The organism is Streptomyces sp. NPDC048566 (assembly GCF_043199735.1).
Taxonomy (GTDB): Bacteria; Actinomycetota; Actinomycetes; order Streptomycetales; family Streptomycetaceae; genus Streptomyces.
This window is the reverse complement of sequence record NZ_JBICWL010000035.1, coordinates 492-26,490: the sequence shown is the minus strand read 5'-3', so window position 1 is coordinate 26,490 and position 25,999 is coordinate 492. Positions and strand designations below refer to the sequence as shown.

The following is a 25,999-nucleotide window of genomic DNA, read 5'->3' as shown; positions in this document are numbered from 1 at the left end:
CCCCCGAACCGCCCCACGCCCGAGTCCGCAGACGACAACCCGCAGACGAGGACCCGACCATGCAGCCACACGCCGATGACGACGCCCCCGCCCAGGCAACCCTCCTGACGGCCGCCCTGACGAGCCCGCACACCACCACGGGGCCAGCTCCCGAGCCGGCGTACGCCATCAGCACGCGCGGTCTCGTCAAGAGCTACCCGGGCCCGGACGGAACCAGCATCCACGCCGTCCGCGGCCTGGACCTGGACGTGCTCCAAGGGGAAACCTTCGCCTTCCTCGGCCCCAACGGCGCCGGGAAGTCCACCACCATCGCCCTGCTGTGCGCCCTGGCCCGCCCCACCGCCGGCCAGGCCACGGTGGCCGGCGCCGACGTACTCAGCCAACCCGACCAGGTGCGACGGAAGGTCGGCATGCTCTTCCAGCACAGCGCCCTGGACACCGACCTCACCGCAGAACAGAACCTGCACATCCACGCACGCCTCTACGGGATGAGCCGCCGCCACGCCCGCCGCCGCGCCACCGAAACACTTGAGGCGGTCGCACTCGCCGACCGGCGACGCTCCCCGGTACGCACCCTCTCCGGCGGCATGCGAAGGCGCCTCGAACTCGCCCGCGGCCTGCTGCACGAACCCCGGATCCTGTTCCTCGACGAGCCGACCACCGGACTCGACCCCCACGCCCGCACCCAGGTCTGGGAACACCTGCGCACCCTGCGCGACCGGCAAGGAACCACACTCTTCGTCACCACCCACTACCTCGAAGAGGCGGAGAACTGCGACCGCCTCGCCATCATCGACGGCGGCCGCCTGGTCGCAGAAGGCAGCCCCTTCGCCCTCAAGGCCGCGATCGGCGACGACCGGCTGGAACTGCGCACCGGCGACGACCCGGCGGCGCACCCCGTCGTACGCCGCACCGCACCCCCCGGCACCATCATCACCCTGGACACCGGCGGAATCAGCCTGCGCGTACCCAACGGCAGTTCATGGATCCCCCGCCTCTGCGCGGCCCTGGAAGCCCACGGCATCCCCGTCCAGGCCGCCTCCGCGACCCCGCCGACACTCGACGACGTCTTCTTCCACCACACCGGCCGCAGCATCCACACCGCACGCACCCACCCCACCCCAGCCACCATCCAGCCGACCCGAACCACGACGACCGAGGGGGGCCTGTGACCACACCCGCCCTCAGGACACCCGGAGCCCCGCCCCCTCCTGACACCCCCAGCGCCACGGTCCCCGCCCCGCCACCGCGCCTGCGCCGCGAACTGCGCGCGGTCCACGCACTCATCCACCGCGACCTGCTGCGCCTGTCCACCCAGCGCACCCACACCGCACTGATGCTGATCCAGCCGGTGCTCTACCTCTTCATCCTCGGAGGCGGCCTGGCCGCTCTGATCCCCCACACCACACTGGGTGTCGGCTACCAGACCTACCTCTTCCCCGGCATGCTGATGATGACCGTCCAGACCCCCGCCATCATGGTCGGCATCCGCCTGATCACCGACCGCCAGAGCGGCTACCTGCGCGAACTGCTCATGGCCCCGGTACACCGCTCCACCCTCCTCCTCGGAAGCTGTGCCGGAGGCACCACCGTCGCCGCCGTCCAGGGCGCCGTCCTGCTCGCCCTCGCCGGCGCGGTCGGCCTGCCCTGCGATCCACTCCTCCTGGCGCTGCTCCTCGCCGGCATGATCCTGGCCTCCTTCACCATCACGGCCCTCTCCCTGGCCCTGGCCGTGACCCTGCGCCGCCCCGAGGTGTTCCACATGCTGCTCGGCCTGGTGATGATGCCGCTGCTGTTCCTCTCCGGCGGCTTCTTCCCGATCGAGAACCTGCCGGGCTGGGCCCACACGCTGGCCGCCGCCAACCCGCTGGCCTACGGCGTGGACCTGCTCCGCCGCAGCATCGCCCTCCGGGTACCCGACCAGACAGCCGAGGCAGGCCTCGAATGGTTCGGCCGACAACCTCCGCTGTTCCTCGAAGCCGGGGTCCTCCTGACCACGGGCGCCATGGCCCTGCTCTGGGCCGCCCACCGCTTCAACCGCCCTGAATGACACCAAGCGACTCGGCTCACCATCCCCACCGGCCCGATGCTGAACCACGACCGGGTGCGGAGGAGGCTGCCGGCCCGTACCGGAAACGAGTGCACGGATTTACGGAGGGACGTTCCTGCCGTTGCGGACCGTAACGAGAGCCCTTGAGGCCGCGTTGTTGTGGCCGGGAGGACTGAGGTGCAGCGTCCGGACATCCGTGCCCCGACCAGCGATCGTGCCGGACCGGCTGGCCAGGTTGGGCCGGCAGCCGGTCCGGTGCAATCGCAGCCAGACGCCGGGAGGCTGGTCGAAGAAATCGTCGCGGCCGTGCGGGAGGCAGATGACGCCCGCATCCGTCTCCTGCTGGAGCAGCTAGCACCGCTGGCTGACCCGCACATCCTGCTCCTGCTGCGAAGCAGGCTGTGCGGTGACACGGCCGTCCAGTGAACCGCCCGTGCCCCGACCTCGGATACCAAGCCTGCCCGGCAGATCAGAAGCCGTTGTGCTATCGATCATGAGCGCGGTGGGATCGAACGCGGGGGCCGGGGCGGGTGAACTTCGCCGTCACGTGCACGAAGACAGGGCCTCTGGTGCAGCAAGAGGGTTGCGATGCCAACTCGTGAGCCCGGGAGGCCCTGCTGATGCAGTTCTATGCTGTGCCGTCGATCGGGTTCAACTCGCCTGCTCCATCGTGTGATTGCCTCGCGCATCGGTTCGGGAATGCGGCCGACCGTCCGAACAGGATGCGCAGGTATCCGTCGGACATGGCGGACGCGCAGTGGGCGGTGGTGCGTGACGCGTTGCCGGTCCCGGCGTGACTGGAGGGTCGGGGCGGGCAGCCCGAGGGCTACTGCCACCGGCAGATGCTCGACGCGATCTTCTATGTCACGGACAACGGGATCAAGTGGCGGTCGATGCCTGCCGACTTCCCCGCCTGGGACCGGGTGTATGCCTGTTTCCGCAGGTGGCGGGAGCCGGGCCTGGCCCGCGAGTTCCACGATCGACTGCGCGGCCAGGTCCGTCTCTCGGAGGGACGCGCGATGGAGCCGAGCGCGGCGATCATCGACTCACAGTCGGTCAAGGCCGCCGCTTCGGTCCCGCGCGGCTACGACGGCGGCAAGAAGATCAACCAAGCGAGCAGAGTGCGGGGCGGTGGGCGCGGAAGCGGCCGGGCGGCGTCAAGGACGTCATGCCGCCATCGACGTCCGCAGGCTGCCAGCGCCGAGTAGCTGTGGGGAGGCCCCTCAGGCCGCAGCGGCGGGCCGAGCCCGCCGTAGGCGGGTTGGTACGGTTCGGCATCCTCCGGGTGGGCGACCTCTTTCCCGGTCAGCGTCAACACGTAAGACAGTCCGCGTTTCTCGAGACCGAGCCGGAACGCTGTGCTGACGCCGTAGCCGGCATCGGCCACCACGACCGGCGCCTTCAGCTGCCACTCGCCGAGAGTGTCGAGCAGACCGAGCGCGAGGCGCCACTTCTCCTGATGGGCGGTGCCGTCCGGCACTCCTGCCCTGCGGCATCGCTCCGGCTCGTCCGTCCACTCCCGTGGCAGATACAACTGCCAGTTCAGCGGGCAGGACGCGGTGTCGGTGGCGGAATGAACGCTGACCGCGACCTGGCAGTTCGCCCGCTTCCCCAGCGCTCCGCAGTACTGCCGGGCCACCCCGACCGACGCGGTGCCGCACTTGGAGAACGACACGTCGTCGACCACCCACACCTCGGGCGTGATCACTTCGGCCAGCCGCTCGGCGATCCGCCGCCTCACCCGGCAGCGGATCCCACGGCGACTGGTTCACGAACTGCTGCAGGGCCTGCATGTTCCCGTCCGGCAGCCGCCCGGCCATCGGCTGGACCGACTTGCGCCGGCCCTCCAGCACCAGACCCCGCAGGTATCATCCGCCCCACCGCCGCTGATCCCGCCGCGGCAGCGAGGCGAACACATAGGCAACGAACAAGGGGCAGATGATCCGTTCGAGGTGGTCGTGGCCTCGGGGTGCTGGTGCCGCCCTGCTCGGGGCCGCCGCAGTCGGCGGTTCAAGAACAGGGCGGCGGCGACCCGTTCCGGGGCCGCGGACGGCGGCCGTGCGGTGTGTCGGGCCGGGAGGTTCGACTGCCGGTTGGTGGTGGTTGCGCGGGACCGGACCAACCGGGCGTGGCTGGTCTTGTGCTAGAAGGTCAGGTTCCAGGCGTCGATCTTGCCGGTGTCGAAGGTGGCGTTGTCGTTGACGCGCAGTTTCCAGGTGCCGTTCGCGACCTCCGAGGAGGCGTTGACGGTGTAGGTCTGGGCGATGTTGTCGGCGCTGCCACCCGTGTGGTTGTGCAGCGTGTAGACGGTGCCGTCCGGCGCCACCAGGTCGACCTTCAGGTCGCCTATGTAGGTGTGCTTGATGTCCACGCCCACCTTGAGGGTGGCCGGGGCGTTGCCGGTCACACCGGTGACGGCGATCGGGCTCTCCACGGTTGCGTTGTCGTTGATGGCGAAGTCCGTGAGGTTCTCGAAGTACGTGCCGGGCGGCGGGGTGGTCCCGACGGCCTTGAGTGCGTCGACCTGGCCCTCGCCGAAGAACGAGTTGTTGGCCGTCGTGCCCGTGCAGCGGCTGTCCGAGGGGCAGGCGATGTCGTTCGCCTGAGCGGCCAGCTTGGCGCGCAGCTGCGCCGGGGTGATGCCCGGGTTGGCGCTGGCGATGAGCGCGGCCACGCCGACCACGTGCGGGGTGGCCATCGAGGTGCCGCTCTTGCTGCCGTAGCCGCCGCCGGGGACCGTCGAGTACACGCTGCTGCCCGGAGCGGCGATGTCGATGACGCCCTGGCCGTAGTTGGAGTACGAAGCCTTGCTGACGCCCGTGCCGTTGGCCGCGACCGTGACCACGCCCGGCAGTTCGGTCGGGATGTCGAGGCAGGCGTTGCTGATGGTGCGGGTGACCGGCGTCGAATCGTTCGGGCTCGCGGAGTCGGTCGTCTTGTGGGCGAGGTCGTAGTTCTCGTTGCCCGCGGCGGCGATCTGAAGGGAGCCCTTGCCTTCGGCGTACTCCTGGGCGCGCTTGACGCCCTCGATGATGGCGGCCTGGTCGATGTTGTCCGGGCAGTTGAACTGCCACGGGTCTGTGTAGTAGCTGTTGTTGGTGACCTTGAAGCCGTGGTCACCGGCCCAGACGAAGCCGCAGATGGTGTTCTCGGCGAAGAAGAAGGAGTTGCCGGGCTCGGCGACCCGGACCGCGGCGATCTTCACCCCCGGTGCCACGCCGACGACGCCCTTGCCGTTCTTGGCCGCAGCGACGGTGCCGGCTACGTGGGTGCCGTGTGAGTCGACGTCCCGCCACGCCCCGGTCCGGGTGTCGGGCTTGCCGTAGGCGCAGGAGACAGAGTCGGCCGCGTCGAAGTTCGGCGCCAGGTCTTGGTGCTGGTCGTCCACACCGGTGTCGAGGATGCCGACGGTGACGGAGGCGGAGCCCGGGTTCACGGCCCAGGCTTGGTCGGCCTTGATCTGGCTCATGTCGGCCCGGACCGGTTCTCCGGCGGGGGTGGAGGCCTGTGCCGGATTGGGCGGGAGTGCCGGGTCGTAGGCGGCGGCCGGAACGTCCGAGGTACGAGTGGCGCCGACCTTCTGTACGCCGGCGACGCCGCGCATGGTTGTGGCGAATGTGCTGGACGCCGAGTGCGCGACGATCACGCCGATGGCGTCGAAGGTCGAGAAGACGGTGCCGCCGTTGGACGTGATCGCCGAGCGGACCGCAGAACTGTCGCCGGGGGTGGTGATCACGAGGTAGGCGCGGATACCGGCCACCCAGTTCGTGGTCCGGGCGGCCGACACGGCGGCCTGAGCGCGGGCGTTGGCGGCCGGCGAGGTGGAGGGAACGACGGGGAGCGTGCCCGCGAGGGCGCCCGGGGCGCCGAACGCGAGTGCGGCGCCGAGTGCGGTGGCCAGCACCAGCGTGCGTCTGGAGCGGCTGGATATGTGGGGTATCAATGCGTCCTCCGAAGACGGCCCGGCCGTGCCGAGGGCACCGGCCGGGCCGTACGAAACGAGTGGTTGCTGCAAGATGTCAGGTGCATGGCCTTTCGAGGAAGTACCTTTCCGTACACAGACGCGATAGAGGCATGGCTGAAATGAGGCGCACCCCGGGGGATCGGATGTGGCGCCCACTTCGAGCCCCTCTCCGCATAGGCTGTCAGGGATGGGTGGCGCAGATCCGCGAGACCGCGCTCTTGGAGGTATCGGTGTCCGACCGTGCCAGCCGCAGGTCCGGCATCGCCCTACCTGACGTCCGGTCTCGGTCAGGGGTGCATTACGCCTGACCGCGAGGGCCTTTCTGTTCGCTGTAGACGTCGCAATCCGCACCGAACCGGTAGGCCCTCATCTGTTCAAGATCCCTCAAGCGAGGCATGGCTCACCCGCCCACAACCTCCTGGAAATAGGCCTGGAAACGGGGGCGGATGCCTTCGACGAGGCCGGTGCAGCGGGGCGCGACGATGCGGCGTGCCAGGAGCATGGCCTGGGTGGCGGCGGCCGTGGCGGGCTTGGATGCCTTCTGGCCGAGGTAGCCGGCTGCCTGGTAGGCGAGGAACACACCGCGGGTTCTGTCGCGTGCGGCCGTGAGGAGTTGTTGGCCATGGGCGACGGGCTGGTGCGCACGGCCGGTGTCGCCGAGGTCGAAAAGGGCCTGGCCGGAGTCGACGCCGAGGTTGCCTTGGATACTCAGGAGCACCAGACGGGTCTGTCGGTGCAGTCTTCGCTGAGGTGTTATTCCCCTGCGCCGAGGGCGCGCGGGACCGCTTTGCGGTTGCTCTGCGCTGGGAGGGGGCGGGCGAGGCGGAGTTGGAGGAAGCTGCGGGCGGCGGGGTTCTGCGCTCGGGTCAGGGCATGGCCCAGGATGCTGGCGGCACTGGTGTGGTCCTAGCGCCGGGCGGCCTGGTAGGCGAGATTGCCCAGGAGGCCGGCTCCCATGTCGCGTCGGCGTGCACGTTGTGCGGGGCGGCGACCCAGTGCTGGCTGTCGGGGGCGTGCTGGCCGAGGTCGAAGCGGTGCCCGGCCACGGTCCGGGCGAGCGAGGCGGCCAGGGTGTGCCGGTGGCGCCCGGTCGCGAGGAAGAAGCGGCCGTGCTCGATCGGTTCGACACGGTGGCGGGGCAGGCGCCGAGGAGCAGCGCGGTGTGCTGACGCTGCTCGGTGGCGAGGCTGGTCAGGGGCTGGGTGGTGTTCTCCGGGAGGGTCAGGAAGCCGGGTGAGGGCGCCTTCGATTATTTACGAGCCTCACCTGGGCGTCGTGGGGGCCTGGGGCGGACCGTCGCACTCGCCCTGTCGGCTTGTCAGGTGAACGGGCCGTCGTGTGTGAAGCGGTGCAGGTGGCGGGCGAACGCCTCGGCTTGGCCCGGTGGCCATGAGGACAGGCTCGCCATGATGTGGGCGGCAAGGCGTGCGCGCAGTTCGGCCACGGTGAGCCTGCCCTGCTCGGTGAGGACGAGGAGATGCGCGCGCCGGTCGTCGGGGTCCCGTTCGCGTCGGATGAGGCCGGCGTCCTCCAGCCGGGTGGCCCGGCGCGTGACGCCGGACCGGTCGAGCCCCACGTCGGGCGCCAGGTCGGCCGCGCTGCAGGGACCGGTCCGGTCGAGTGCGCTGAGGACGGGGTAGGTCAGCTCGTCCACCGCCTCGCCCATACCTTCGGTCAGCTTCCTGTGCAGCTGCTTGCGGGTGGTGCGCCGCAACAGGATGCCCAGTGCGTCCGCGATCTCGTGTCCTACTTCTTTCTCCACCCCGCAACATTAGCGTGCGTGGCGCACGCACTGGGTGCTACGGTGTAGCAGAAGCGTGCGTGGCGCACGCATCATCGATTTGTTCTGCCCGAAAGGAAGTCCCATGACCCGTACCGGTATCAAGGCCGCCCTGAACGACCTGCTCTTCAACGGCGACCTCACGCTGCAGGAGGCAGCCGACCGCCACTTCGCCCCGGAGTATCGCCAGCGCACCGACGGGGAATGGGCGGACCGCACCGAGTTCCTGGAGCACATCGCTCACCTGCGCACCCTCGTCGCCGATGGTCACGTCGAGGTCCACGAGGAGCTGTATGACGGCAGCAGGTACGCCGACCGGCACACCGCCCACATCACGAAGAAGGACGGCACGAGCGTGCGCATGGAGGTGTACGTGTTCGCCGACCTGGCGGGTGACGGCCGGTTCAGCCGCATCGAGGAGACCACTCTGATGCTCCAGGGCTCCAGCGCCGACCGCACGATCGGCAGCGCCCGGTCCTGAACTTGAGGCTGCTCGTCAGCCTGTAGTCCCGATGTCCCAGGCCGTGGTTCGTCGGCCCGGTGAGGATACAGAACGGTCGGTCTCCGCCTTCTGCCCGCAGCGATCCAGCTGGCGACTTCGGCGCAAGCCTGAAGGTCCACGTGAGGTGTTGCCCTCGCTGCAGATGATCGATGACCTTTTCAGTGAGATGTCCAAGGTCTCCGCCGTGGATCGGTGGACCAGGGAGGTCTTGCCCACCGACGTCGGGTGGGAACGTGCCCGGCAGTTGGCGCGAGAGGTCCTCACCACGGTAGGCGAAGAGTAGGGCAGCAGCTCGTTGGGGACACCTGCTGTACCGAGGGCGTCGTCGAGGGTGGAGAAGTGGGTGTCGGGCTGGTGTAGCTCGCCAGGGTCGGGCTGTCGCTCGCGTTGTGGTCGATGAGGGAAAATCAAACCTTCCACGAACGTGCCTCGATTGCGAACATGGCCCGCCGCCTCACCACACCGAGTCCCGCCTGGCGCGACACCCTCGGGCCGGCCGCGTGAACGTCAGAGCTGCCGCGCTCCTGCACAGCCTGGTCCGGGTGCCAGCCCTGGAGAGCGGCAACGAGTTGTTCGCCGCCCAGGTCGCCTACGCCTACCTCCACGCCAGCGGCCTCCCGGTCAAGGTCGCAGGCCCGGAGGCGATCAGGCTGATCGGCGATGTCCTGCACGGACGCTGTCAGACTCGGCCAGCAGGGAGAGCAGCCGGTGTTCGAGGAGGCCGTGCTGGCCTGTCTTGGTGGCAAGGCCGTTGAGGAGTTCCATTCGGCGACGGCGCTCTGGCGAAGCTGTGCTCCGCCGAGGACGTCGTCGAGACGGTGAGGGTATTGCCCGGCGGTCAGTCCGAGATCGGCACGCAGCGCTGCCAGTGAATGCGGTAGCAGTAGATGGCCGCCGCGACGATCCGCACGATCTCCGCCCGGCCCGACGCCGTCTCGGTCCGCAACCCGCTCGACACCGTCGCCGACGCCTTCGGCAAGCAGCTTCCCAAGGTGAAGGAGATGCTCCTGGGTGCCGAGGAAGAGCTGACCGCCTTGGCCGCCCGCCCGTTCTTCAGGCTTCGGCGGGGATCCGCTCGGAGAGGGCGTGCGCGTCCGCAGCCCGGTCGGCCGCGTCGCCGGGCGGGTTCAACCGGCGTGCCGGCCGGGCCGCGCGGTCGAGGGTGACCTGGCGAGGGCGTCTCAAGTGGGTCAGGGGTCCTCCACTGTTGGCATCCACGGAGACAGCAGTGTCTCGGTGTGCTGTGTGATTGCCCCGCGGACCAGCCTGAGCACGATTGCCTCGTTTTCGTGGCCGGGATCCTCGTCATCGCGGATGTGGAGGAGCCCGTAGGAGCCAGGGGCAACTACCGCTACGTGTTCCAGTAGTTCGACAACGTTGGGCGACGAACGGTGATTTGAGGAGCCGCCAAGGTGGATGAAGGGTTCACCGTTCATCCACCGGAGGTCGAGTAGGTACGGGCTGTCCATCTGGGCGATGTGAAGCTCAAGCTCATCGACGATGCGCAGCAGACGTACCTCATCGTCGCCCGCCGCGCTGTCCCTGACTGTGATCCAACCGTGGTACTCGAACATCTCGTGATCGTACTGATGGCCTGATGGGCGTGCCGATCGCGGCGTGTTGGGCGCGGCGGGCCGGTCAGCGTGGCTTTGCCGGACGGAAGTTCGGTGATCGCATTGTCTTGTTGGGCGATTGGTCTGGCGCGGGCGTCGTGCGCGGGATGTGTATGGCCAGCTCTTCTGGCCGGGGGCTTGAGGGTCGGTGTGCTGGTGTTTTCGCGTGCAGGGCGGTGGGGTCTGCGTCTCCTGGCCGCCTTCTGGGTTGCCTGGTCGTCGGCATCCGGGCGAGAGACGCTGCGTTCCCGGGGTGGGGGGCTTCGTCCAGGAGGGTGGTCGTCCGTCGGGTCGGTCTCGGCCGGACCCGTGTGGACTTCGGCTTCTGTTCCGGCGGGTCTGGGGTCGTGGTGTGCGGTGGGGTGCGGGGCGTGGTGGCCGGATTGGTGGTGGGTGTGGCCAGGTGGGGGGCGGGTTCCGGTCGTGGGTGGGGCGGGTTTCGCTGTGGTGGGCCTGGGGTGGGGTGGAGAGGTGGGGGAGTTCTCCAGGAATATGAGGGCGTTTTGGTTGGAATGGGCTGGTGTTGTTTTCCTGGTGTGTGCAGGTGGTTTGCGGGGGGAGTGGAGCGTGTGTGTCTTTCGAGGGGTGGGCATTTCGGGCCGGGTGTTTTGATAAATAGGGGTTTTGTCGGGGTGGGTTTATGTGGTGTGGGGGTGTTGTGGGTGCCGGTTATCGGGTCGTCCAGTCGGGTGTTGTCGGCGTTTCTTTTTGTCGTGGGTGCGGGGTTGAGCCGGTTGCGGGTTTGGGGGTTCTGACCTGCTGTTTGGCTGTGTCGGGGTGGGTGTTTTGCTTTTGGTTCGGTGGTGGTTCGGGGATTGGGTCGCTGAAATGTGTGGGTAATGTCCGTTGTCGCGGCAGGGCCGTCCTGTCGTTTCGGAGGAGGATGAATCGGTGAAGAGTATTGCTCGAACTCTGGCTGCTGCGGTTTTGACGGCCGGGGTTGTGGTGGTGCCGTTGGCGGGTGTGGCGGCGGCGGCGCCGGGCGGGGGTTCCGTCGCGGTGCCCGCGCGTGTGGGTGCTCCGGTCGCCGACCGTGACGGGGACCGGGGCCGGTTCGAGGACCGTGGCCATGACCGGGACCGGTTCGAGGACCGCGGTCGTGGCCGGGTCGGGGACTGGGGCCGGTCCGAGGACCGCGGTCGTGACCGGGGCTGGGTGGGGGACCGGTTCGATGACCGGGGTCGTGGCCGGTACTGCTACGTGGTGCGTCACCACGGCCGGGTCTACCACCACGGCTGGGGGCACCACCACGGCTGGGGGCACCACCACGGCCGGGGTCACTGGGTGTGCCGGTCGGGCTGGCTGCGCTAGTTCCCGTTTTCCGGAGTGGTGTCGCCCGCTCGTGGCGGGCGGCCCCACCCCGGGCCGGTAGGCGGAACTCTCGGGGACACGGGGTGGCGCCTGCCGGCCTCCGGTACCACCGGCCTCAAGTGCCACAGCACACCGTCAGGCCTGGCGGTGTGCTGTGGCACTGTCGCTTTGCCGCCCAGGTTGTGGGCCCGGGGTGGTCGGCGGTGGGGGAGCCTTGGGCCGGGTGCTGTTCTGATCCGCTGAGCGGTAGGGCAGTGCCTGCGTGGCCGGTGGTGGTGGACAGGGCTCGATGTCCGGGGCCGGGGCGGGCTCGCCCTTTCGCCGGCCTGGTCGGCGCGTCTGGTGTGCCCGGTTTCGGGGGACGAGTGTCATGCGGGTGCACCCGGGAGCGGGGGGCCTCGTGGCGGCGCAATGCGCGGCGGGTGTGTCTGTCTGTGTGCCGGGTGGCGGGGTGTGGGGCGTGTCGGGGTTTTCACGGTCCGGGATGGGCTGGGTCGGGGTCGGTGGATTCCGGCGCGTGTTCGGTGGAGTCTTTCATTCCGGTTGGGTGGTCAATTGTCTGCGGGGCGGCGGGGTTCGCTTCTGAAGATCGTGAGTGTTGCGCCGCTGATTTCGATGTAACGTTCCTCTAGTTTTTCGCCGCATTGCAGGGCTGTCAGGCATCTTCTGAACAGGGTCATCTCTTCTGCGTCGAGGACTGCCAAGGCCATGTTCATTACATCCTGCAGGGCGGTGGCGGTGAGGGTTTCGGGGAGTTCGCCCGACAGTAGAATCACCGGTTCCCCTGTGGTGCCCCGCACAACGGCCGTGGTGGGTGATCCGTGGACGACGAGCACGGGGGACTCCTCTGACGACGACGCTCCAGCGTGCTGTCCGCACGGCTCCGCATGGACCATGAGGATAGCGATAGAAACCCCTCTTTTACGTGTATTCGGTCGATCCGGAATCGGGGGTGGGATCTCGGAAAAAGCGGAACCGTGGGAGCGGGATGCCTGTGCGGGGGTGGTGTCGCGGGCGGAGCCGGGTCGAAGGCTGGTGGCGAGGGCGGGGCCGCAAGCCCGGTGAGCGGGGTCGCGGCCCGTGCGGGCTGGTGAGAAGATCGCGGGAGCGCCGCCGGATGGATGAGGGCTGGCGAGGGCACCGGGGATGCTGCGGGCTCGTTCCTGTCGGATGGGTCATCTGTGAGGTCTGAGAGGATCGGTGCGACGGATCGAGTAGGGGGTGCCGGTTGTCGAGCGGGCAGTGGCTGTCGTATGACGCGAGTTCTCTCGTGCGCCTGGGGGTGGGCCGCGAGGCGGTGTCCGGGCTGGGCGAGCAGGGCCTTCCGGTCGACTGCCGTCGCATGTTCGTGCGGGACTTGGGTCGGGAGTTGGAGGTCCGTGACCTTCCGCCGGGGCGAGCGGTGTTCCTCGGTGCGTTCGAGGACGGCGTCAACACGTACTGGCTGGTGATCGGCAGCGCCGAAGTCTGGATGGTCCGCGGCTATGACGGGGATGGGGGCCAGCAGTACGGGCTGGTCAACTCTTCGGTTGCCGGTCTGCAGAACGTCTTGGAGGTATGGGAGGCGTTCGCCGGTTCGGGAGGAGCGACGCGGACGACGACTACGAGGACTACGTCGAAGGCGTGATCGAACGGGCCCGGCAGTGCGATGCGAAATTTTTTCAGGACGAGGAGTCCTGGTGGTCTCGTGTGTTCGAGGAAGTCGAGCTCGGCGCCCTGGCCCCGGGAGTCCGGTAGGCGAGGACGTGGCGGTAACGGGCGGAGCCAGAGGCGTATTGCGGCGACCGTGACCCTCTCGCGGAAGGCGTAGACCGCTGCGTGGAAGCCGGTGGGCCGGCCGCCCTTGCTGCCCCGTCGTTGGGGCGTTGGCCCGTTGGTGGCGCCATTTGCCGGATCGCTTCGGCCGGTGTGAGGCGAGGCGATCTTCCACATGGCGTCGAGGTCGTCTGCGGCGGACGGTAGTGCGGTTCCCGGTGGCCAGAGCGAGTTTCCGCAGCCGTTGCCGACAGCGAGGCTTTCGCCCTCCGTTTCCCGGGAGAGCGGCCGTTCCAGCCTTGGCCTTCCCTGCAGCGATCAGTTCGCCCGACTGAGGAGTGCCATCGTTGCCCTTCCCGATCGGTGGTGTCGTCGAGGACGCGGCCACCGGCGCTGCTGTGGCCGCCTTCGGCGGCTACCTGCGCGCCCTCGGCGCCCTCCCGCCCTCCGGTGCCTTCACCATTCGCCAGGGAGAGGATCTCGGTCGGCCGAGCCTGCACCGGGTCGAGGCATCCGCTGCGGACCCCTGTGTGCGGGTGAGCGGACAGGCCGTGGTGATCGAGGGCGCAAGCGTCAGCACCGGGGAGGGAGCCGCCTGAGCGAAGCGAGGGCGCTGAACGCAACCGTGTTCGGTGGTTCTGCGGTGTGGTTCAGCGGTGTTCGGGGTTGTCGCTGCCGGGGTGGCATCCGGCGACCCATTGGGAGCGCTGGTTGCCGTAGGCGGGGATACCTCCCGCCCGGTGCAGCATGGCTGCCATGTGCATGAGGTTGTACGTCATGAACGCGGTGTTGCGGTTGGTGAAGTCGTTGTCGGGGCCTCCCGAGCCGGGATCGAGGTAGGAGGGGCCCGGGCCTGCCGGGCCGATCCAGCCCGCGTCGGCTTGCGGCGGGATGGTGTATCCCAGGTGCTGCAGGCTGTAGAGGACGTTCATCGCGCAGTGTTTGACACCGTCCTCGTTCCCCGTGATCAGGCAGCCTCCGACCCGCCCGTAGTAGGCGTACTGGCCCCTGTCGTTCAGCTGCGCCGAGCACGAGTACAGCCGCTCGATGACCTTCTTCATCACGGAGGAGTTGTCACCGAGCCAGATCGGGCCGCACAGCACCAGGATATCGGCGGCCATGATGCGCTCGAAGAGGGCCGGCCACTCATCGCTCTCCCAGCCGTGCTCGGTCATGTCCGGCCAGACACCGGTGGCGATGTCGTGGTCCACTGCCCGGATCACCTCGACCGACACACCGTGGCGGCGCATGATCGCGCTGCTCATGTCGATCAGGCCGCCGGTGTTGGTCACCTGGGGTGAGCGTTTCAGTGTGGCGTTGACGAAGACGGCCCGCAGCTCGTCGAAACGCGGACCTCCGGCCGGCTGCCTGTTGTCGGACATCGGACCATCCCGAATCGAGTCGTCGAGAGATCGTTCCGTTTCCATGCTGCGCTCGCGGGATGCCATGGTGCAACTCGCTCGGGCAGACCTACAGCAAGCCGCCTTCGCGATTCCCGGCCCCGAAAGCGACCCGTTCCCTGAACCTGCCTCCTGGCCCGGGCCGGGAAACGACGTCGGCAGAACGCTGCCCGTGGACTACACGCAGATCGTCGACGCTAGAGACTGTCGCCCTGAAAGGCAACGGGCGCCATTCCTCCTGGTCGCGGTGCTCGGCGTGTGACTGGCCAAGGACTCGCAGCGCGTATGCCAGGCCGGCCGAGCGGGAGTCCGAGGCGTCCGTGGCTTTGTAGTCGTTCGCCGATCGCTCGATCGGATCGAGCGATCGGGAGGTGGCCGTGGAGAAGCGCCTCGCCGCCCAAGGTGCCGGCCACGTTGGTCCATCGCCGTCCACATGCGCACCGAACTCGTCGCCGACGCCCTGAGGATGGCAGCCGCCAGCCACGGCGGTCTCGACGGCGCGGTCTTCCACTCCGACCACGGCGCCCAGTACGCAGCGCGCGAATTCGCGGACCCGTGCTGCGAGTTGGGCGTGGCCCAATCCAGGGGCGCGGTCGGCACCTCTGCCGACAACGCCGCCTGCGCAAGCTTCCACGCCACCCTCAGGCGGGAGACCCTCCGCGGTGCCCACCACTACCCAGGAATGGAACTCTGCCGACGCACCGCCTACGGAGACCAGCACCAGCAGGAGTCCGATAGGCTCACGCTGGCCGCATAGCCACCCGAAAGCGTGTCCATTTTCGCGAGGCCAGGCCCCCTGCGCTACACGATGCCGGGCATGACCCCGACGGAGGCAGCCAGCTGCATCAAGCACCATCTCGGCCTTGCTGACCGCAGCGACGAGCTGTTCACCGACGACGCGGGCACGTTGATCCACACCACCTCGCGAGGCTTCCCCGCGAGGTCAGCAACCTCTGCCTGCAGTCCTTGTCGCTACTGTACCGACCGACAGGACTCAGCTGCCCGGCAGTGCAGTTCCGCGACAGGCCCCGGCTTGATCTTCAACCGGGGGCGGGATTCCGGAGGGTCGTCGTGGTCTGGATGCCTCCGTGGGCCTGTCCTGCCCGGCCACGGGCTACCGAAGACGACCAACGCGCTAAGGTCGGCGGGTCGGGCTGTCTGTGGTGGGGGAGTTCATGTCGTCGGGGCGTGTGCAGCAGGGCGATTTCTTGCCCGGTCCGGTCGGGCCGCGCGCGTTGGCGCCGATTCCCTTCGATGTGGAGTCGGTTTTTCCGGAGTTGGCCGGGATGGCTCGCGACGTCGTCCTGCTCTATCCCCGGGCCGGGCGGCCGGGGACGGGGGACAGTTCCATCGGTGGACCTTTGCTGTGGCCGGCCGGTGAGTCCTGGCCGGTGTGTGCCGAGCCGGGCCATTACAAGCCGCTGGCCGCGGCTGTCGGGCCCGAGCCGGTCGCGATGGTCCCGGTGGTGCAGTTGTACGGGCGCGATGTGCCCGGCCTGGTCTTTCCCACCGGTACCGACCTGTTGCAGATCCTGTGGTGCCCGCTCGTGCACGAGGACGGCGAGTGCGCGGCCAACCCCCGGCTCTACTGGCGTAGTACGGCGGTAACGGTCGTCGATGCCCGCGCCGGCACACCGCCTCTCCCGCACACGGCGGAGGAGGACTACCTGCCCCGGCCGTGCACGCTGTCGCCCACACCTGCTGTGGAGTACCCGAACTGGGACCTGGCGGAGGGACTCGCCGGGCAGCTCGCCGAACGCTTCGAGGCCCTGAAGGAGGAACGCGGCTTCGACTACTTCGAGGTGGCCACCACCCAGCAGAGCAAAGTCGGGGGCTATCCGAGCTGGACACAGCCGCCGAACTGGCCTGACTGCACAACCTGCGGCACGCGCATGGAGCACCTTCTCAGCGTCACCGCGACCGAGGCGGGCCGGGGCCGCTGGCTGCCCCTGGACGAGCGGGACCCCGGCCAGGATCAGGCCGCCCCATCCTGGGAAGCCGAGGCGGACCCCGCCGTCCTCGAAAGCCTCGGCCACGACATGAGCCTGGGAGACCTCGGCGGCATGTACTTCTTCGTCTGCCGCGCCTGCCCGGACACCCCGTATACCCATCGCTATGACTGCTGAGCCGCTGCCATAGGGACCCTGGCCCCTGTCTGCCAATGATCGTGTTGTGGCAGGTCTTCTCTGTGGAATCGGCCGACTTCTCGTGAGAGGGTCCTGCATGTGATCAGTCAGGATGGCGTCCGGGTCCGCAAGCTCGTACTTGTGGAGGGAGTTCGCCCTGCGGACGTTGTATGTGTTCATCGCGAAGCGCTTCACGTGCTGCGGTCGAGCATCGACGCGGCCCACATCGACGCCTACAGTGATGGCGACTGGCCGGCCGAAGTCATGCACTCGTATGAGCATGCGCTGTCATTGGCTCGGCAGGAGGTCATGAGCGGTACCCGGTCCAGGCGTTCCGATCCTGGGATGGGCATCGACCTCGATGTCCGAGACGACGGGCAGTTCAAGGTCCTGTCGGACTTGGCGCCCTACACCATCCACGCCGAAGGCTGGGGGAAGGGCCGGTTGGTCTTCAGCGCCAGTGACTCGGGAACGGCGCTGTGGATTGAGGTCACGCAGGAACAGAAAGCAGCGCTTCTGTCCCGATTGGGTCAGCTGGGGATCTCATCGGGTGTGCTCACCGTTCTGGCGCCCGGGCGCTGAGAACCTGTGGCCTGGGTTCGCGTAGCCGGAGGATCAGCTAGGAAAGTCGGAGTCCGGCCGGGTAGCCGGCCGTGAGCTCGTCGAAGCGGGTCGCTCACGCACGGAACTGCTTGAACCCGTTGAAGCATCTCTCGACCACGTTTCGATGCTCGAGGCTGTTCCAACCTGGCTGCTCGGCATGCCGGTTGGTCCAGAGTGGCGTTAGAACTCCTAACGAAATGAGTGGCAGGGATCGGTAGGCTCGGTGGTCATGAGTCAGAGCGGTTCGCAAGCGGCAGCCTTCTTCCGAGATGTTCGCCAAAGCCGGGTGGTCTGGCTCGTGCGGGGTGACGAGGGCAGCCCGACTCACCTCTCTGCGGACGGCGCGCGAAGTCTTCCGTTCTGGTCGACCTCGGCCCGCGCCCGACGGGCGGCGAAGATCTGGGGGCGTGGGCTACGCGTTGGATCGATGCCCTTGGACACCTGGTGCGAGCACGTACTGCCCGATGCCGCACGGGATGGGCTCGTGATCGGCGTCAATTGTGTCGGCGACGGCTGAAAAGTGGACCAGTGTCGACGCTTGAAAGTTGACCCCCTCCGGGGGTCTGGCTCGTTGGGTCAGGCCGGGAGGAGTGGTGATCAGCGTGGAGGACTGGGCGGAGATCCGCCGGCTTCATCGGGCCGAACGGATGCCGGTTCGGGCGATCGCGAGGAAGCTGGGGATCGCGAGGAACACTGTCCGCAGAGCGATCGCGGACGATGCGCCGCCGAAGTATCAGCGGGCGCCGAAGGGTTCGATCGTGGACGCGGTCGAGCCGCAGATTCGTGAGCTGCTCGAGCAGTGGCCGGAGATGCCGTCGACGGTGATCGCTGAGCGGATCGGGTGGGACCGGGGCCTGACGGTGCTCAAGGACAGGGTGCGGGACCTGCGGCCGGCTTATCGGCCCGCGGATCCGGCTTCGCGGACGGTCTATGAGCCGGGTGAGATCGGCCAGTGCGACCTGTGGTTCCCGCCGGCCGACATCCCGCTCGGCTTCGGCCAGGTCGGGCGGCCGCCGGTGCTGGTCATGGTCGCGGGCTACTCGCGGTGGATCACCGCGCGGATGCTGCCCTCGAGGTCTGGGGCCGATCTGATTGCCGGGCACTGGCGGCTGCTGACCGAGCTGGGTGCTGTCCCCAGGGTGCTGGTCTGGGACAACGAGGGAGCCGTCGGCTCCTGGCGGCCCGGTGGTCCTCAACTGACAGACGACTTCGCGGCGTTCGCCGGATTGCTGGGCGTCAAATTCCTGCTCTGCAAGCCCCGGGACCCAGAAGCCAAGGGCCTGGTCGAACGGGCCAACGGCTATCTGGAGACGTCGTTTCTGCCCGGGCGGGTGTTCACCTCGCCTGCCGACTTCAACATCCAGCCCTCCGACTGGCTGACCAAGGCGAACCGGCGCATCCACCGCACCTTGCAGGCCCGCCCGGCGGACCGGCTGGAAGCGGACCGCTCGCGGATGCTGGCCCTGCCGCCGATTGCCCCGCCGGGCTGGTGGAAGGCATCGCTGCGGCTGCCGCGGGATCACTACGTTCGCCTGGACACCTGCGACTACTCGGTGCATCCGCTGGCCGTCGGCCGCCGCGTCGAGGTCGCCGCCGACCTGGACCAGGTCCTGGTGACCTGCGACGGCGTCGAGGTCGCCCGCCATGCCCGCAGCTGGGCTCGCCACCAGACCATCACCGACCCGGACCACGCGGCCGCTGCCGCGGCCGCCCGCAAGGCGGCCGCCGGCACGAAACCGGCGCCGGCGGATGCGACGGAGGTCGAGGAGCGGTCGCTGGACACCTACGACCGGATCTTCGGCGTCATCGACGGCGGACTGAGCACGGGTGAAGGGGCAGCGTGATGAGCACGAAGGACGACACGAACCAGGCCAGGACCGGCCGCGACGTCGGCTCCGAGCTGATCTATCTGACCAAGGCGTTGAAGGCCCCGGCCCTGCGGGATGCTGCCGCTCGGCTCGCCGAGCGGGCCCGTGATGAGGGTTGGAGCCACGAGGAGTATTTGGCCGCCTGCCTGCAGAGGGAGGTCGCCGCCCGCGACTCCCACGGCGCCGAGGGACGCGTCCGGGCGGCTCGTTTCCCCTCCCGCAAGTCGCTGGAGGACTTCGACTTCGATCACCAGCGGTCCGTGAAACGCGAGGTCATCGCCCATCTGGGGACGCTGGACTTCGTTGTTGGGAAAGAGAATGTGATCTTTCTGGGGCCGCCCGGCACCGGCAAGACCCACCTCGCCACCGGGCTCGGTATCCGGGCCTGCCAGGCCGGCCACCGGGTCGCGTTCGGCACCGCCGCCCAGTGGGTCACCCGCCTTGCCGAGGCTCACCAGGCAGGGCGTCTGAGCGACGAGTTGATCCGGCTGGGACGGATCCCGCTGATCGTCGTCGACGAGGTGGGTTACATCCCCTTCGAGCCCGAGGCGGCGAACCTGTTCTTCCAGTTCATCTCGGGCCGCTACGAACGCGCCTCGGTGATCGTGACCAGCAACAAGCCCTTCGGGCGCTGGGGCGAGGTCTTCGGCGACGACACGGTCGCCGCCGCGATGATCGACCGCCTCGTCCACCATGCCGAGGTCATCTCGCTGAAGGGCGACAGCTACCGCATGCGCGGCCGCGACCTCGGGCGGGTTCCGGCCGCCAATACCGGGGAATGACCAACATCAACTGACGCAGTGGGGGTCACTTTTCACCCGCCGGACTCGGCTCACTTTTCAAGCGTCGCCGACAAATTGGAGTGGACCGCGCCTGGTCGGCTGGAGCTTCACCTCCGGGGAGGTCCTCAATCGACTGGGGGCGCCTGACTAACCCACGGCATCGCTGGCCAGAGCGCGCAAACGGCGCCAGCAGATGAGGGCGCATCCGAGCGTGAGGAAGGCTTCGTGGATGTCGTCGCGGATCTCCCAGCGAATGCGTAACCGGCGGAACCAGTGCAGCAGCGCGAAGCTCTGCTCGACGACCCACCGGTGGATACCCAGCCCCGATCCGTGTTCGGTGCCGCGCCGTGCGATGACCGGGGTGATTCCGGCGGCCCGGACCTGCTTGCGGTACTTGTCATGGTCGTAGCCGCGGTCGGCGTAAATGGTGTGCGGCCGTCGGCGGGGCCGTCCACGTCGGCCCCGCACCGGCGGGACGCTCTCGATCAAGGGCATGAGCTGGGTAACGTCGTTGCGGTTGCCGCCGGTCAGTGACACTGCCAGCGGGATGCCGTGCGCTTCGGTGATCAGATGGTGTTTCGAGCCTGTTCGGGCACGGTCGACCGGGCTCGGTCCGGTTTTGGGCCGCCCTTCATGGCCCGCACGTGGGAGCCGTCGATCACCGCCCTGGACCAGTCCAGCGCGCCGACGGCATGCAGTTCGGCCAGCAGCGACTCGTGCAGACGCTGCCAGACACCCGCGTCGTTCCAGTCACGCAGGCGGCGCCAGCAGGTCATCCCCGACCCGAAGCCCAGTTCCTGGGGCAGGAACTCCCACGGAATCCCGGTGTAGAGCACGAACAGGATGCCGGACAGGACCTTCCGGTCTTCCAGACGCTTGCGTCCCGGGTGATCCAGACGGCGCGGCACGACCGGCAGCAACGTGGCCTCTTGCTCCTCGCTGGACTCGACATCCGCGAGCTACCAAGAGGCCCTTCCTTCATGCGCCGGCCCCGGACAACTCACCCGAACCAGGCCCCCGTTCGAACCTGCCCGACCGCGCGAACGGATAGAGAACAGGCAGTTAGGGGAAGAGGTGACGCTCCTGGTGGGTGGATTGTCGACCAAGATCAACCTGTCCGAACTGTGGATAGCCAGGCGCCGTGAGCGTGGCAGACGCTGGCACCGCCTGACCGCGGACTGACAGGCCCTACTGGCCCTGGCGCACCTACGCTGCCGGCACGCGTACGCCCAACTCGCGGCCGGCTTCGCAATTGAGGTGGCTACCGCCTACCGGCACTCGCCGTGCCCGTTCAGGACACTGGCATGCGGTTGCGGCGAGGCGATGCGGGCGCGGTCGATGTCGGCGGGTGGGCACGGTCCCGTGGTGCCGGGGCCCGCATCCGCTTGTGTCTGAGTCGGAGTACAGGCGGCACCGGGAGAGGCCGGCGACCCGCCCGTCCTCACTCCGGCATGTCGGCGGAGCGTGGATGGGCGCCGTCTGCCGTCTGCGCGGATTTCTTCTTGCGGCGGCGACACGCCGTTGTGCGCCGGGGAGGTCGCCGGCTTCTTCCGGCGGGGCATGATGCTCACCGTCCCGCGCCACGGAACGCGGCTGCCGCTAACGCGGCCGCCATTGATCGTGTCGAGCGCGGCTGGTTCCTCGGGGTTTTGAACGCTGACGCCGTGGCAGGGGTGCTGCGGGCCGCTCGGCCCTCGGATCCGTGTTCGTGGCGGGAAGGACTGAACATGCTTGCGGCCTGGTATGAGCGGCAGGGCCCTGCCGGCGAGGTGCTCCAGTACGGTGAGCTGCCTGATCCCTTCCCGGGCCCTGGTGAGGTGCGGGTTCGCGTCGCTGTCTCCGGCGCCAGTCCCGGCGATACCAAGAAACGGCGTGGCTGGACCGGTTCGGCGATGTCGTTTCCGCGGGTGATCCCGCACAGTGATGCCGCCGGGACCATCGACGCCGTCGGTGAGGGCGTCGAGGCGCGCCGTGTGGGTGAGCGGGTGTGGGTGTACGGCGCCCAGTCCTACCGTTGCTTCGGTACCGCCGCCCAGTACACCGTGGTCCCCGGCGATCTGGCCGTCGCGCTGCCCGACCACCTGTCCGATGACCTCGGCGCGAGCCTGGGCATCCCCGGCATCACCGCGCACCGCGCGGTTTTCGCCGACGGCTCCGTCGATGGCCGGCGTGTGCTCGTCAACGGCGTTCTGGGCGGCGTCGGTTCCCTGGCCGCCCAGCTCGCCCGCTGGGGCGGGGCCACGGTCATCGCCACCGTGCGACGGGGCGCCGACCTGGACCGCATCGATCCCGCAGTCGTCGCCCACGCCGTCGCTCTCGACTGCGGTGACCCGGCCGCGGACATCCGTGCCCACGCACCCGGCGGCGTGGACCGGATCATCGAGGTCGCCCTGTCCGACAATGCCGAACTCGATGGTGCCGTCGTGGCGAACGGCGCCGTCATCGCCGCGTACGCCACCCGCGAGGACCGCACCGAGATCCCGTTCTGGACCTTGCTCTTCAACAACGTCACCCTGCGCCTGCTCGGCAGCGACGACTTCTGCGACCAGGCCAAACGCCAGGCCGCCGGGGATCTCACCGCCGCAGCGGCCGTCGGCGCCCTCACGGTCGATGTCGGCGACCGCTTCCCGCTCGCCGACATCGCCCAAGCCCACGAGCGTATCGACGCCGGTGGCCGGGGCCGTGTCCTGATCGACGTCCCCCAGTAGAGAAACCCCGCGGAACCGGCCGCTCCTCATGATCGTTGGCCCGTCATTGACCCCGGGGCCCCAGGCTGCCGCTACGGCCCGCAACCAGGTCCTCTACCCGGCTCGCTGCGGTCCCGGGTTCGTGCGGCCTGGCCTTAGCTGTCGTCGGGCGCGGCTTTACGCCATAGCGAGCAGGACGGCGAACAGGAACGACACCAGGCCTCCGAAGAAGAGGGCCGCTGCCGCGGTCTGCACCGTCTTGTGGACTTGCGTTCGGGCGGTCAGCCCATATGTGAGGACGAGCACCGAGGCGGCGAGCGGCAGTGCTGCAAGCGTCAGCATGGTGATGCCCAGTCCGGCGGATCCGGTTCCGGAACTGCCGGATTCCTCGACCTGCTGTATGCCGTTGAAGGTGAGCGGGAGCACGGCGAGGATCCAGGGAACCGCCGCGAGCGTCGTGATCACCAGCGAGGTGAGGACGGGCCTCGCCCGTTCATGAACCTGTGCGTTCATCGTGTGATCACCGGATCCCGTAGAGCGACGTGGAGAACGCGATATTGAAGCGAACACTGCGAATCCGGTCCGCGCCGCGATCTTGTTGGCTGTCGAGCAGATCCTATGGGTGTTGCATCTGGTGGTGTTGGGGCCCCATGCCTTGACCTTCACGGAGATCATTCCCCAGCTTTTGCTGAAGGTGAAGCTGAGACGCTTGCCGGGTCCTTCAAAGTGCTCCCTTGGGTAGAGGAATTGGAAGTAGGTCGAGGCCACCTTCTCCACCTTGACGGGAAGCGTGCTGTTGCCGCTGGCGGTGGTTCGGCGAACGCGTCGTAGGCCACGCGGGACGCGATGAGCCTGTCCGCACCGTAGGAGTCGTACGACGTCGAGGTCGTGGCGGCATCGTCGGTGCTGCTGTCGCAGGCGTCCGTGGTGGGTCTGCAGAGGGATGCGGGGATCGCGCAGGGAGCTGACGGCAGGTCAGCCACTTTGCGAGCCGGGCCCGAGCCGGGCTGAGGCGGTAATGGCAGGCGGATTCGGGCTCGTTGATCCGATACGCCGCCTGGCGGGGGGTGCCACCCGCCGGGGCTTGCCGGCCGTCCGCTGGCGTTGATCGCCCGTCAGGTCCTCGCTGGCGATCCCGCCCGGGATTGATCTCCCGTCAGGTGCTGCCGGGTCGGCTGCCGCGGGGCGTTGATTGCTCGGCAGATTCTGTCGGCTGTCTGATCGGCGTTGATGTCCTGTCAGGTGCTGAGCTGTGTGGTTCGCCTGCCGAGTCGTGTTGACGGCCTGTCATGTGCGCCTGGCGTCAAGTGAGATGCGGCCTTGGCGGGAGGCGGGAGGCGGGGGGTTTGTGGGGTGACGGTCCGAGGGGGTGGGGGCCGGGTGTTGGGCCGCGGGCTTTTGGGGTGGTTGTTCTGGGTGGACTGCGGGGTGGGTGGGGTTCCTGGTGTTGGTGCCGTGTGTCGAGGGGGTGAACTGTTGTGCGTTTTACGGGTGTAGGTCCGTGTTGGGGAGTTTGCGTAGTCGTGTGTCCGTCCGCTACTGTCCAACGTCATCGGACGGGTTGTCCGGTAACTCCGGACAACGGTTGTGGTTGTTTCCCGCTCTCTGCCAGGAGCGGGAGGGGCCGCGGCCCACGTGAATGGTCAGGGAACGGTTCTACTCCCTGTCCCGGGCCTGGCGGCAGGTGTTCGTCCGCGATTCAGCCTTTCGGGCTGAGCGCGGGTGGGTGTCCGTGCCGTTTCGGGTTCCGCACGTCCATGGACGGGGCGTTCCCGCGGGCTGTGGCGTCCGGAGTTCCTCTGTATCGACATCTGAAAGGTTTTCATCATGGACATCGCAAAGCTTGAGGCCGAGTCCGCCGAGCTGCTTCCCGGTCGTGAGGCGCTGGGCAAGCTGTCGTTCAGCTTCGCCAAGACCACCAACATCTCGCACAAGGCCGCGGCCGTCGGTGCGCACAACGAGTCGCTGGCGGCGAACTCCTTCTCGCCGTTCGCGGTGGCCCAGTCGCAGGCCACGCAGGCGATCAGCGTCCACCAGTAAGCCCGGCCGCGCCCCGGGGCGGCATCGGCCCTCAAAGGGGGCCGGTGCCCGCAGCGCGCCGGACCGATGTTCGCCGGCCCGGCCGCTGCGGGAGGACCACCTGACGCCAGGGGCTTTCCGTCACAGGACTGCCGAAAGGGGCAGGCCGTACCGGCCGGCGGCGATGCGGCACAGGTCGCGGTCCCGCCCCCTCGGCGGACCCGCCCCTTTCGGGAGGCACACCGGAAAGGGGCGGGACCGGCCCACCCGCCCGGGGCAGACCCGGCCCCCTGCGGGCCCGCTCCCTTGGCGGGCTCGCCCCCCGGGCGGGTGGGATCGGCCTCTCTTCGGCAGACCCGACCCCGCTTCCGGCGGCCCCGCTCTTTTGCGCGGGCTCCGTCGGGCCCCGACACGCCCTCCCCGGGTGGCCGGCCCCCCATTTTTTGGCGGGGCCTACCCTCGGCGAACCGTTCGCTCCGGCTAGACCCGCCCCCGGGCGGCCCGGCCCGCGGCCCGTTCCTGGGGTGGGATCGGCCGCTCTGGGTGGCTCCGGTCCCGGGGTGGGTCTGGTCCCGGGGTGGGATCGGGTTCCCTGCGGGCTCCGGTGCCCGGGTGGGTCGGGTTCGCTTCCGGGTGGGTTCGGTCCCGGGCAGGTCCGACTCGTTCCCGGCGGTCCGGTTCCCGTGGGGTTCCGGTCCGGGGCGGGCCCGGTTCGCTTCCGGCGGCTTGGCTCCCGGGGTGGGATCGGCCCTCGGCGGGGGCCGATCCCCGGCGGGCTCCGGTCTTCGGTGGGTTGGGTCTGCTCGCGGGTGGTTGCGGTCTTCGGTTCGGGGCCGCTCCCGGGTGGGTCCGGTCTGCTCCCGGTGGGACTCGCTCTTCCCTGGTGGCTTCGGCTTCCTGGCGGGTCCGGTCTGCTCCCGGGGTCGGGGGCTGCTCTCGGCTGGCTCCGGTCCTCGGGTCGGGGGCTGCTCTCGGGTGGCTCCGTTCCCCCGATGGGTCGGGTCCGCTCTCGGGTGGGTCCGGCTCGCTTCCGGCGGCCTGGCTCGCTCCTGGGGTGGGATCGGATCGGTCCTTGAGGGGCTCTGGTCCCGGTGGGTTCGGCTTGCTTCGGGGTGGGTCGGGTCTGGGTCGGGTGGGGTCGCGCCTGCGGGGTGGCTTCGGCCTGTCCTTCCTTTCGGTTTTCGGTGGGCTGTCCGCTTGTTCTGGGTGGGCTGTTCGCTGCCGGCGGGGTTCGTGTCCGGCGCGAACCCCGCCGCAACTCGTTGGGTTCTACCGCCGGGTGGGCCCGGCCCGACCCAGTGGCCGGTCCCACCCCGAGAAACAACCCCTCTCCCAAGGCTTCCCAGAGTTTCCGGGCTTCCCGGGCTCTCGGGGCTTTCCGGGGCCTCCCGGGGTTCTCGGGGCGCTCGGGGCTTCCCGGGGTTCTCGGGCCTGCCGGGTTCTCGGGCTTCCCGGGCTCTCGGGGCTTTCCGGGGCCTCCCGGGGTTCTCGGGGCGCTCGGGGCTTCCCGGGGTTCTCGGGCCTGCCGGGTTCTCGGGC

Annotated in this window: 21 protein-coding genes and 5 pseudogenes; 16 read left to right on the top strand and 10 right to left on the bottom strand. The window is 68.8% G+C overall.

The annotated features are described in order from the left end of the window. Positions 1-59: 59 nt before the first annotated feature. The 3 genes from ACGFS9_RS30615 to ACGFS9_RS30605 all read left to right on the top strand — a co-directional run bounded on the left by ACGFS9_RS30615 (position 60) and on the right by ACGFS9_RS30605 (position 3,258). Positions 60-1,172, top strand: coding sequence for an ATP-binding cassette domain-containing protein (locus ACGFS9_RS30615; protein ID WP_393257715.1), 1,113 nt, complete (start codon positions 60-62; stop codon positions 1,170-1,172). Continuing rightward, the gene (locus ACGFS9_RS30610; RefSeq protein WP_393257713.1) at positions 1,169-2,050 is read left to right on the top strand and encodes an ABC transporter permease; all 882 of its coding nucleotides are present in this window, start codon (positions 1,169-1,171) and stop codon (positions 2,048-2,050) included. Before ACGFS9_RS30615 ends, ACGFS9_RS30610 begins: the two co-directional genes overlap by 4 nt. Positions 2,051-2,892: 842 nt before the next feature. Then, positions 2,893-3,258: a transposase gene (locus ACGFS9_RS30605; RefSeq protein WP_393257711.1), complete on the top strand. Its 366-nt coding sequence runs from the start codon at positions 2,893-2,895 to the stop codon at positions 3,256-3,258. On the opposite strand, the pseudogene ACGFS9_RS30600 reads toward ACGFS9_RS30605, so the two are convergent. The 4 genes and pseudogenes from ACGFS9_RS30600 to ACGFS9_RS30585 form a co-directional block, all read right to left on the bottom strand. Beyond that, positions 3,243-3,993, bottom strand: a pseudogene (locus ACGFS9_RS30600) (IS701 family transposase); the annotation flags it as partial. The gene ACGFS9_RS30605 and the pseudogene ACGFS9_RS30600 sit on opposite strands and share 16 nt — an antisense overlap. A 200-nt stretch (positions 3,994-4,193) precedes the next feature. Continuing rightward, on the bottom strand, positions 4,194-5,954 hold the full coding sequence (locus tag ACGFS9_RS30595) for a S8 family serine peptidase (RefSeq protein WP_393257781.1): 1,761 nt from the start codon (positions 5,952-5,954) through the stop codon (positions 4,194-4,196). A gap of 460 nt (positions 5,955-6,414) precedes the next feature. After that, positions 6,415-6,732, bottom strand: a complete 318-nt coding sequence (locus tag ACGFS9_RS30590; RefSeq protein ID WP_393257708.1) for a hypothetical protein — start codon at positions 6,730-6,732, stop codon at positions 6,415-6,417. 600 nt (positions 6,733-7,332) lie between these two features. Continuing rightward, positions 7,333-7,776, bottom strand: coding sequence for a MarR family winged helix-turn-helix transcriptional regulator (locus ACGFS9_RS30585; protein ID WP_393257705.1), 444 nt, complete (start codon positions 7,774-7,776; stop codon positions 7,333-7,335). A 103-nt stretch (positions 7,777-7,879) separates the two neighbouring features. Here ACGFS9_RS30585 and ACGFS9_RS30580 point away from each other — a divergent pair, with 103 nt between their 5' ends. Both ACGFS9_RS30580 and ACGFS9_RS30575 read left to right on the top strand, forming a co-directional pair. Next, on the top strand, positions 7,880-8,275 hold the full coding sequence (locus ACGFS9_RS30580) for a nuclear transport factor 2 family protein (protein WP_393257702.1): 396 nt from the start codon (positions 7,880-7,882) through the stop codon (positions 8,273-8,275). 530 nt (positions 8,276-8,805) lie between these two features. Next, positions 8,806-8,946, top strand: a pseudogene (locus ACGFS9_RS30575) (fic family toxin-antitoxin system, toxin component); the annotation flags it as partial. Between the two features lie 188 nt (positions 8,947-9,134). On the opposite strand, the gene ACGFS9_RS30570 reads toward ACGFS9_RS30575, so the two are convergent. From ACGFS9_RS30570 to ACGFS9_RS30560, 3 genes are all read right to left on the bottom strand, one after another. After that, positions 9,135-9,287: a hypothetical protein gene (locus tag ACGFS9_RS30570; RefSeq protein WP_393257700.1), complete on the bottom strand. Its 153-nt coding sequence runs from the start codon at positions 9,285-9,287 to the stop codon at positions 9,135-9,137. Between the two features lie 199 nt (positions 9,288-9,486). Beyond that, entirely contained in the window at positions 9,487-9,870 is a 384-nt protein-coding gene (locus ACGFS9_RS30565) for an Imm7 family immunity protein (protein WP_393257697.1), read from the bottom strand. Positions 9,871-11,771: 1,901 nt separating this feature from the next. After that, entirely contained in the window at positions 11,772-12,056 is a 285-nt protein-coding gene (locus tag ACGFS9_RS30560) for a hypothetical protein (protein ID WP_393257695.1), read from the bottom strand. 506 nt (positions 12,057-12,562) lie between these two features. Between ACGFS9_RS30560 and ACGFS9_RS30555 the strand changes: the two genes are divergently transcribed. Beyond that, positions 12,563-12,847, top strand: a complete 285-nt coding sequence (locus tag ACGFS9_RS30555) for a hypothetical protein (RefSeq protein ID WP_393257692.1) — start codon at positions 12,563-12,565, stop codon at positions 12,845-12,847. Positions 12,848-13,325: 478 nt separating this feature from the next. Next, positions 13,326-13,574 (top strand): annotated as a pseudogene (locus tag ACGFS9_RS30550) (PhzF family phenazine biosynthesis protein); the annotation flags it as partial. A gap of 51 nt (positions 13,575-13,625) precedes the next feature. Here the strand turns inward: ACGFS9_RS30550 and ACGFS9_RS30545 are convergent. Beyond that, a complete protein-coding gene (locus ACGFS9_RS30545) occupies positions 13,626-14,357 on the bottom strand; it encodes a flavodoxin family protein (RefSeq protein WP_393257690.1) in 732 nt (243 codons plus the stop codon). Positions 14,358-14,790: 433 nt separating this feature from the next. On the opposite strand from ACGFS9_RS30545, the pseudogene ACGFS9_RS30540 reads away from it, so the two are divergent. From ACGFS9_RS30540 to istB, 6 genes and pseudogenes are all read left to right on the top strand, one after another. Further along, a pseudogene (locus ACGFS9_RS30540) lies at positions 14,791-15,039 on the top strand (DDE-type integrase/transposase/recombinase); the annotation flags it as partial. An 802-nt stretch (positions 15,040-15,841) separates the two neighbouring features. After that, positions 15,842-16,501: a hypothetical protein gene (locus ACGFS9_RS30535; protein ID WP_393257688.1), complete on the top strand. Its 660-nt coding sequence runs from the start codon at positions 15,842-15,844 to the stop codon at positions 16,499-16,501. A 99-nt stretch (positions 16,502-16,600) separates the two neighbouring features. After that, a complete protein-coding gene (locus ACGFS9_RS30530) occupies positions 16,601-17,083 on the top strand; it encodes a hypothetical protein (protein ID WP_393257686.1) in 483 nt (160 codons plus the stop codon). 250 nt (positions 17,084-17,333) lie between these two features. After that, on the top strand, positions 17,334-17,621 hold the full coding sequence (locus ACGFS9_RS30525) for a DUF2750 domain-containing protein (protein ID WP_393257684.1): 288 nt from the start codon (positions 17,334-17,336) through the stop codon (positions 17,619-17,621). A gap of 76 nt (positions 17,622-17,697) precedes the next feature. Continuing rightward, entirely contained in the window at positions 17,698-18,948 is a 1,251-nt protein-coding gene (gene istA / locus ACGFS9_RS30520; RefSeq protein WP_393257682.1) for an IS21 family transposase, read from the top strand. Beyond that, positions 18,948-19,754, top strand: coding sequence for an IS21-like element helper ATPase IstB (gene istB / locus ACGFS9_RS30515; RefSeq protein WP_356075429.1), 807 nt, complete (start codon positions 18,948-18,950; stop codon positions 19,752-19,754). Before istA ends, istB begins: the two co-directional genes overlap by 1 nt. A gap of 147 nt (positions 19,755-19,901) precedes the next feature. On the opposite strand, the gene ACGFS9_RS30510 is transcribed toward istB, so the two are convergent. Continuing rightward, a protein-coding gene (locus ACGFS9_RS30510; RefSeq protein ID WP_393257679.1) for an IS5 family transposase occupies positions 19,902-20,674 on the bottom strand; the annotation gives its coding sequence in 2 pieces (ribosomal slippage) (positions 19,902-20,377 and positions 20,377-20,674; 774 coding nt in all). Between the two features lie 154 nt (positions 20,675-20,828). Between ACGFS9_RS30510 and ACGFS9_RS30505 the strand changes: the two are divergent. Both ACGFS9_RS30505 and ACGFS9_RS30500 read left to right on the top strand, forming a co-directional pair. Beyond that, positions 20,829-21,032, top strand: a pseudogene (locus ACGFS9_RS30505) (transposase family protein); the annotation flags it as partial. Between the two features lie 449 nt (positions 21,033-21,481). Then, the gene (locus tag ACGFS9_RS30500) at positions 21,482-22,462 is read left to right on the top strand and encodes an NADPH:quinone reductase (protein WP_393257677.1); all 981 of its coding nucleotides are present in this window, start codon (positions 21,482-21,484) and stop codon (positions 22,460-22,462) included. A 156-nt stretch (positions 22,463-22,618) separates the two neighbouring features. Here the strand turns inward: ACGFS9_RS30500 and ACGFS9_RS30495 are convergent, their stop codons facing one another. Next, a complete protein-coding gene (locus tag ACGFS9_RS30495; protein WP_393257674.1) occupies positions 22,619-23,209 on the bottom strand; it encodes a hypothetical protein in 591 nt (196 codons plus the stop codon). 1,059 nt (positions 23,210-24,268) lie between these two features. Between ACGFS9_RS30495 and ACGFS9_RS30490 the strand changes: the two genes are divergently transcribed. Further along, entirely contained in the window at positions 24,269-24,481 is a 213-nt protein-coding gene (locus ACGFS9_RS30490; RefSeq protein ID WP_393255584.1) for a hypothetical protein, read from the top strand. The last annotated feature ends 1,518 nt before the right edge of the window (positions 24,482-25,999 follow it).

Bases quoted from the DNA above. Each gene is read 5' to 3' on its own strand.
- ACGFS9_RS30545 (WP_393257690.1), bottom strand. From the start codon at position 14,357: ATGTCCGACAACAGGCAGCCGGCCGGAGGTCCGCGTTTCGACGAGCTG.
- ACGFS9_RS30525 (WP_393257684.1), top strand. From the start codon at position 17,334: ATGAGTCAGAGCGGTTCGCAAGCGGCAGCCTTCTTCCGAGATGTTCGC.
- ACGFS9_RS30580 (WP_393257702.1), top strand. From the start codon at position 7,880: ATGACCCGTACCGGTATCAAGGCCGCCCTGAACGACCTGCTCTTCAAC.
- ACGFS9_RS30490 (WP_393255584.1), top strand. From the start codon at position 24,269: ATGGACATCGCAAAGCTTGAGGCCGAGTCCGCCGAGCTGCTTCCCGGT.
- istB (WP_356075429.1), top strand. From the start codon at position 18,948: ATGAGCACGAAGGACGACACGAACCAGGCCAGGACCGGCCGCGACGTC.
- ACGFS9_RS30605 (WP_393257711.1), top strand. From the start codon at position 2,893: ATGCTCGACGCGATCTTCTATGTCACGGACAACGGGATCAAGTGGCGG.
- ACGFS9_RS30615 (WP_393257715.1), top strand. From the start codon at position 60: ATGCAGCCACACGCCGATGACGACGCCCCCGCCCAGGCAACCCTCCTG.
- ACGFS9_RS30500 (WP_393257677.1), top strand. From the start codon at position 21,482: ATGCTTGCGGCCTGGTATGAGCGGCAGGGCCCTGCCGGCGAGGTGCTC.
- ACGFS9_RS30565 (WP_393257697.1), bottom strand. From the start codon at position 9,870: ATGTTCGAGTACCACGGTTGGATCACAGTCAGGGACAGCGCGGCGGGC.
- ACGFS9_RS30555 (WP_393257692.1), top strand. From the start codon at position 12,563: ATGTTCGTGCGGGACTTGGGTCGGGAGTTGGAGGTCCGTGACCTTCCG.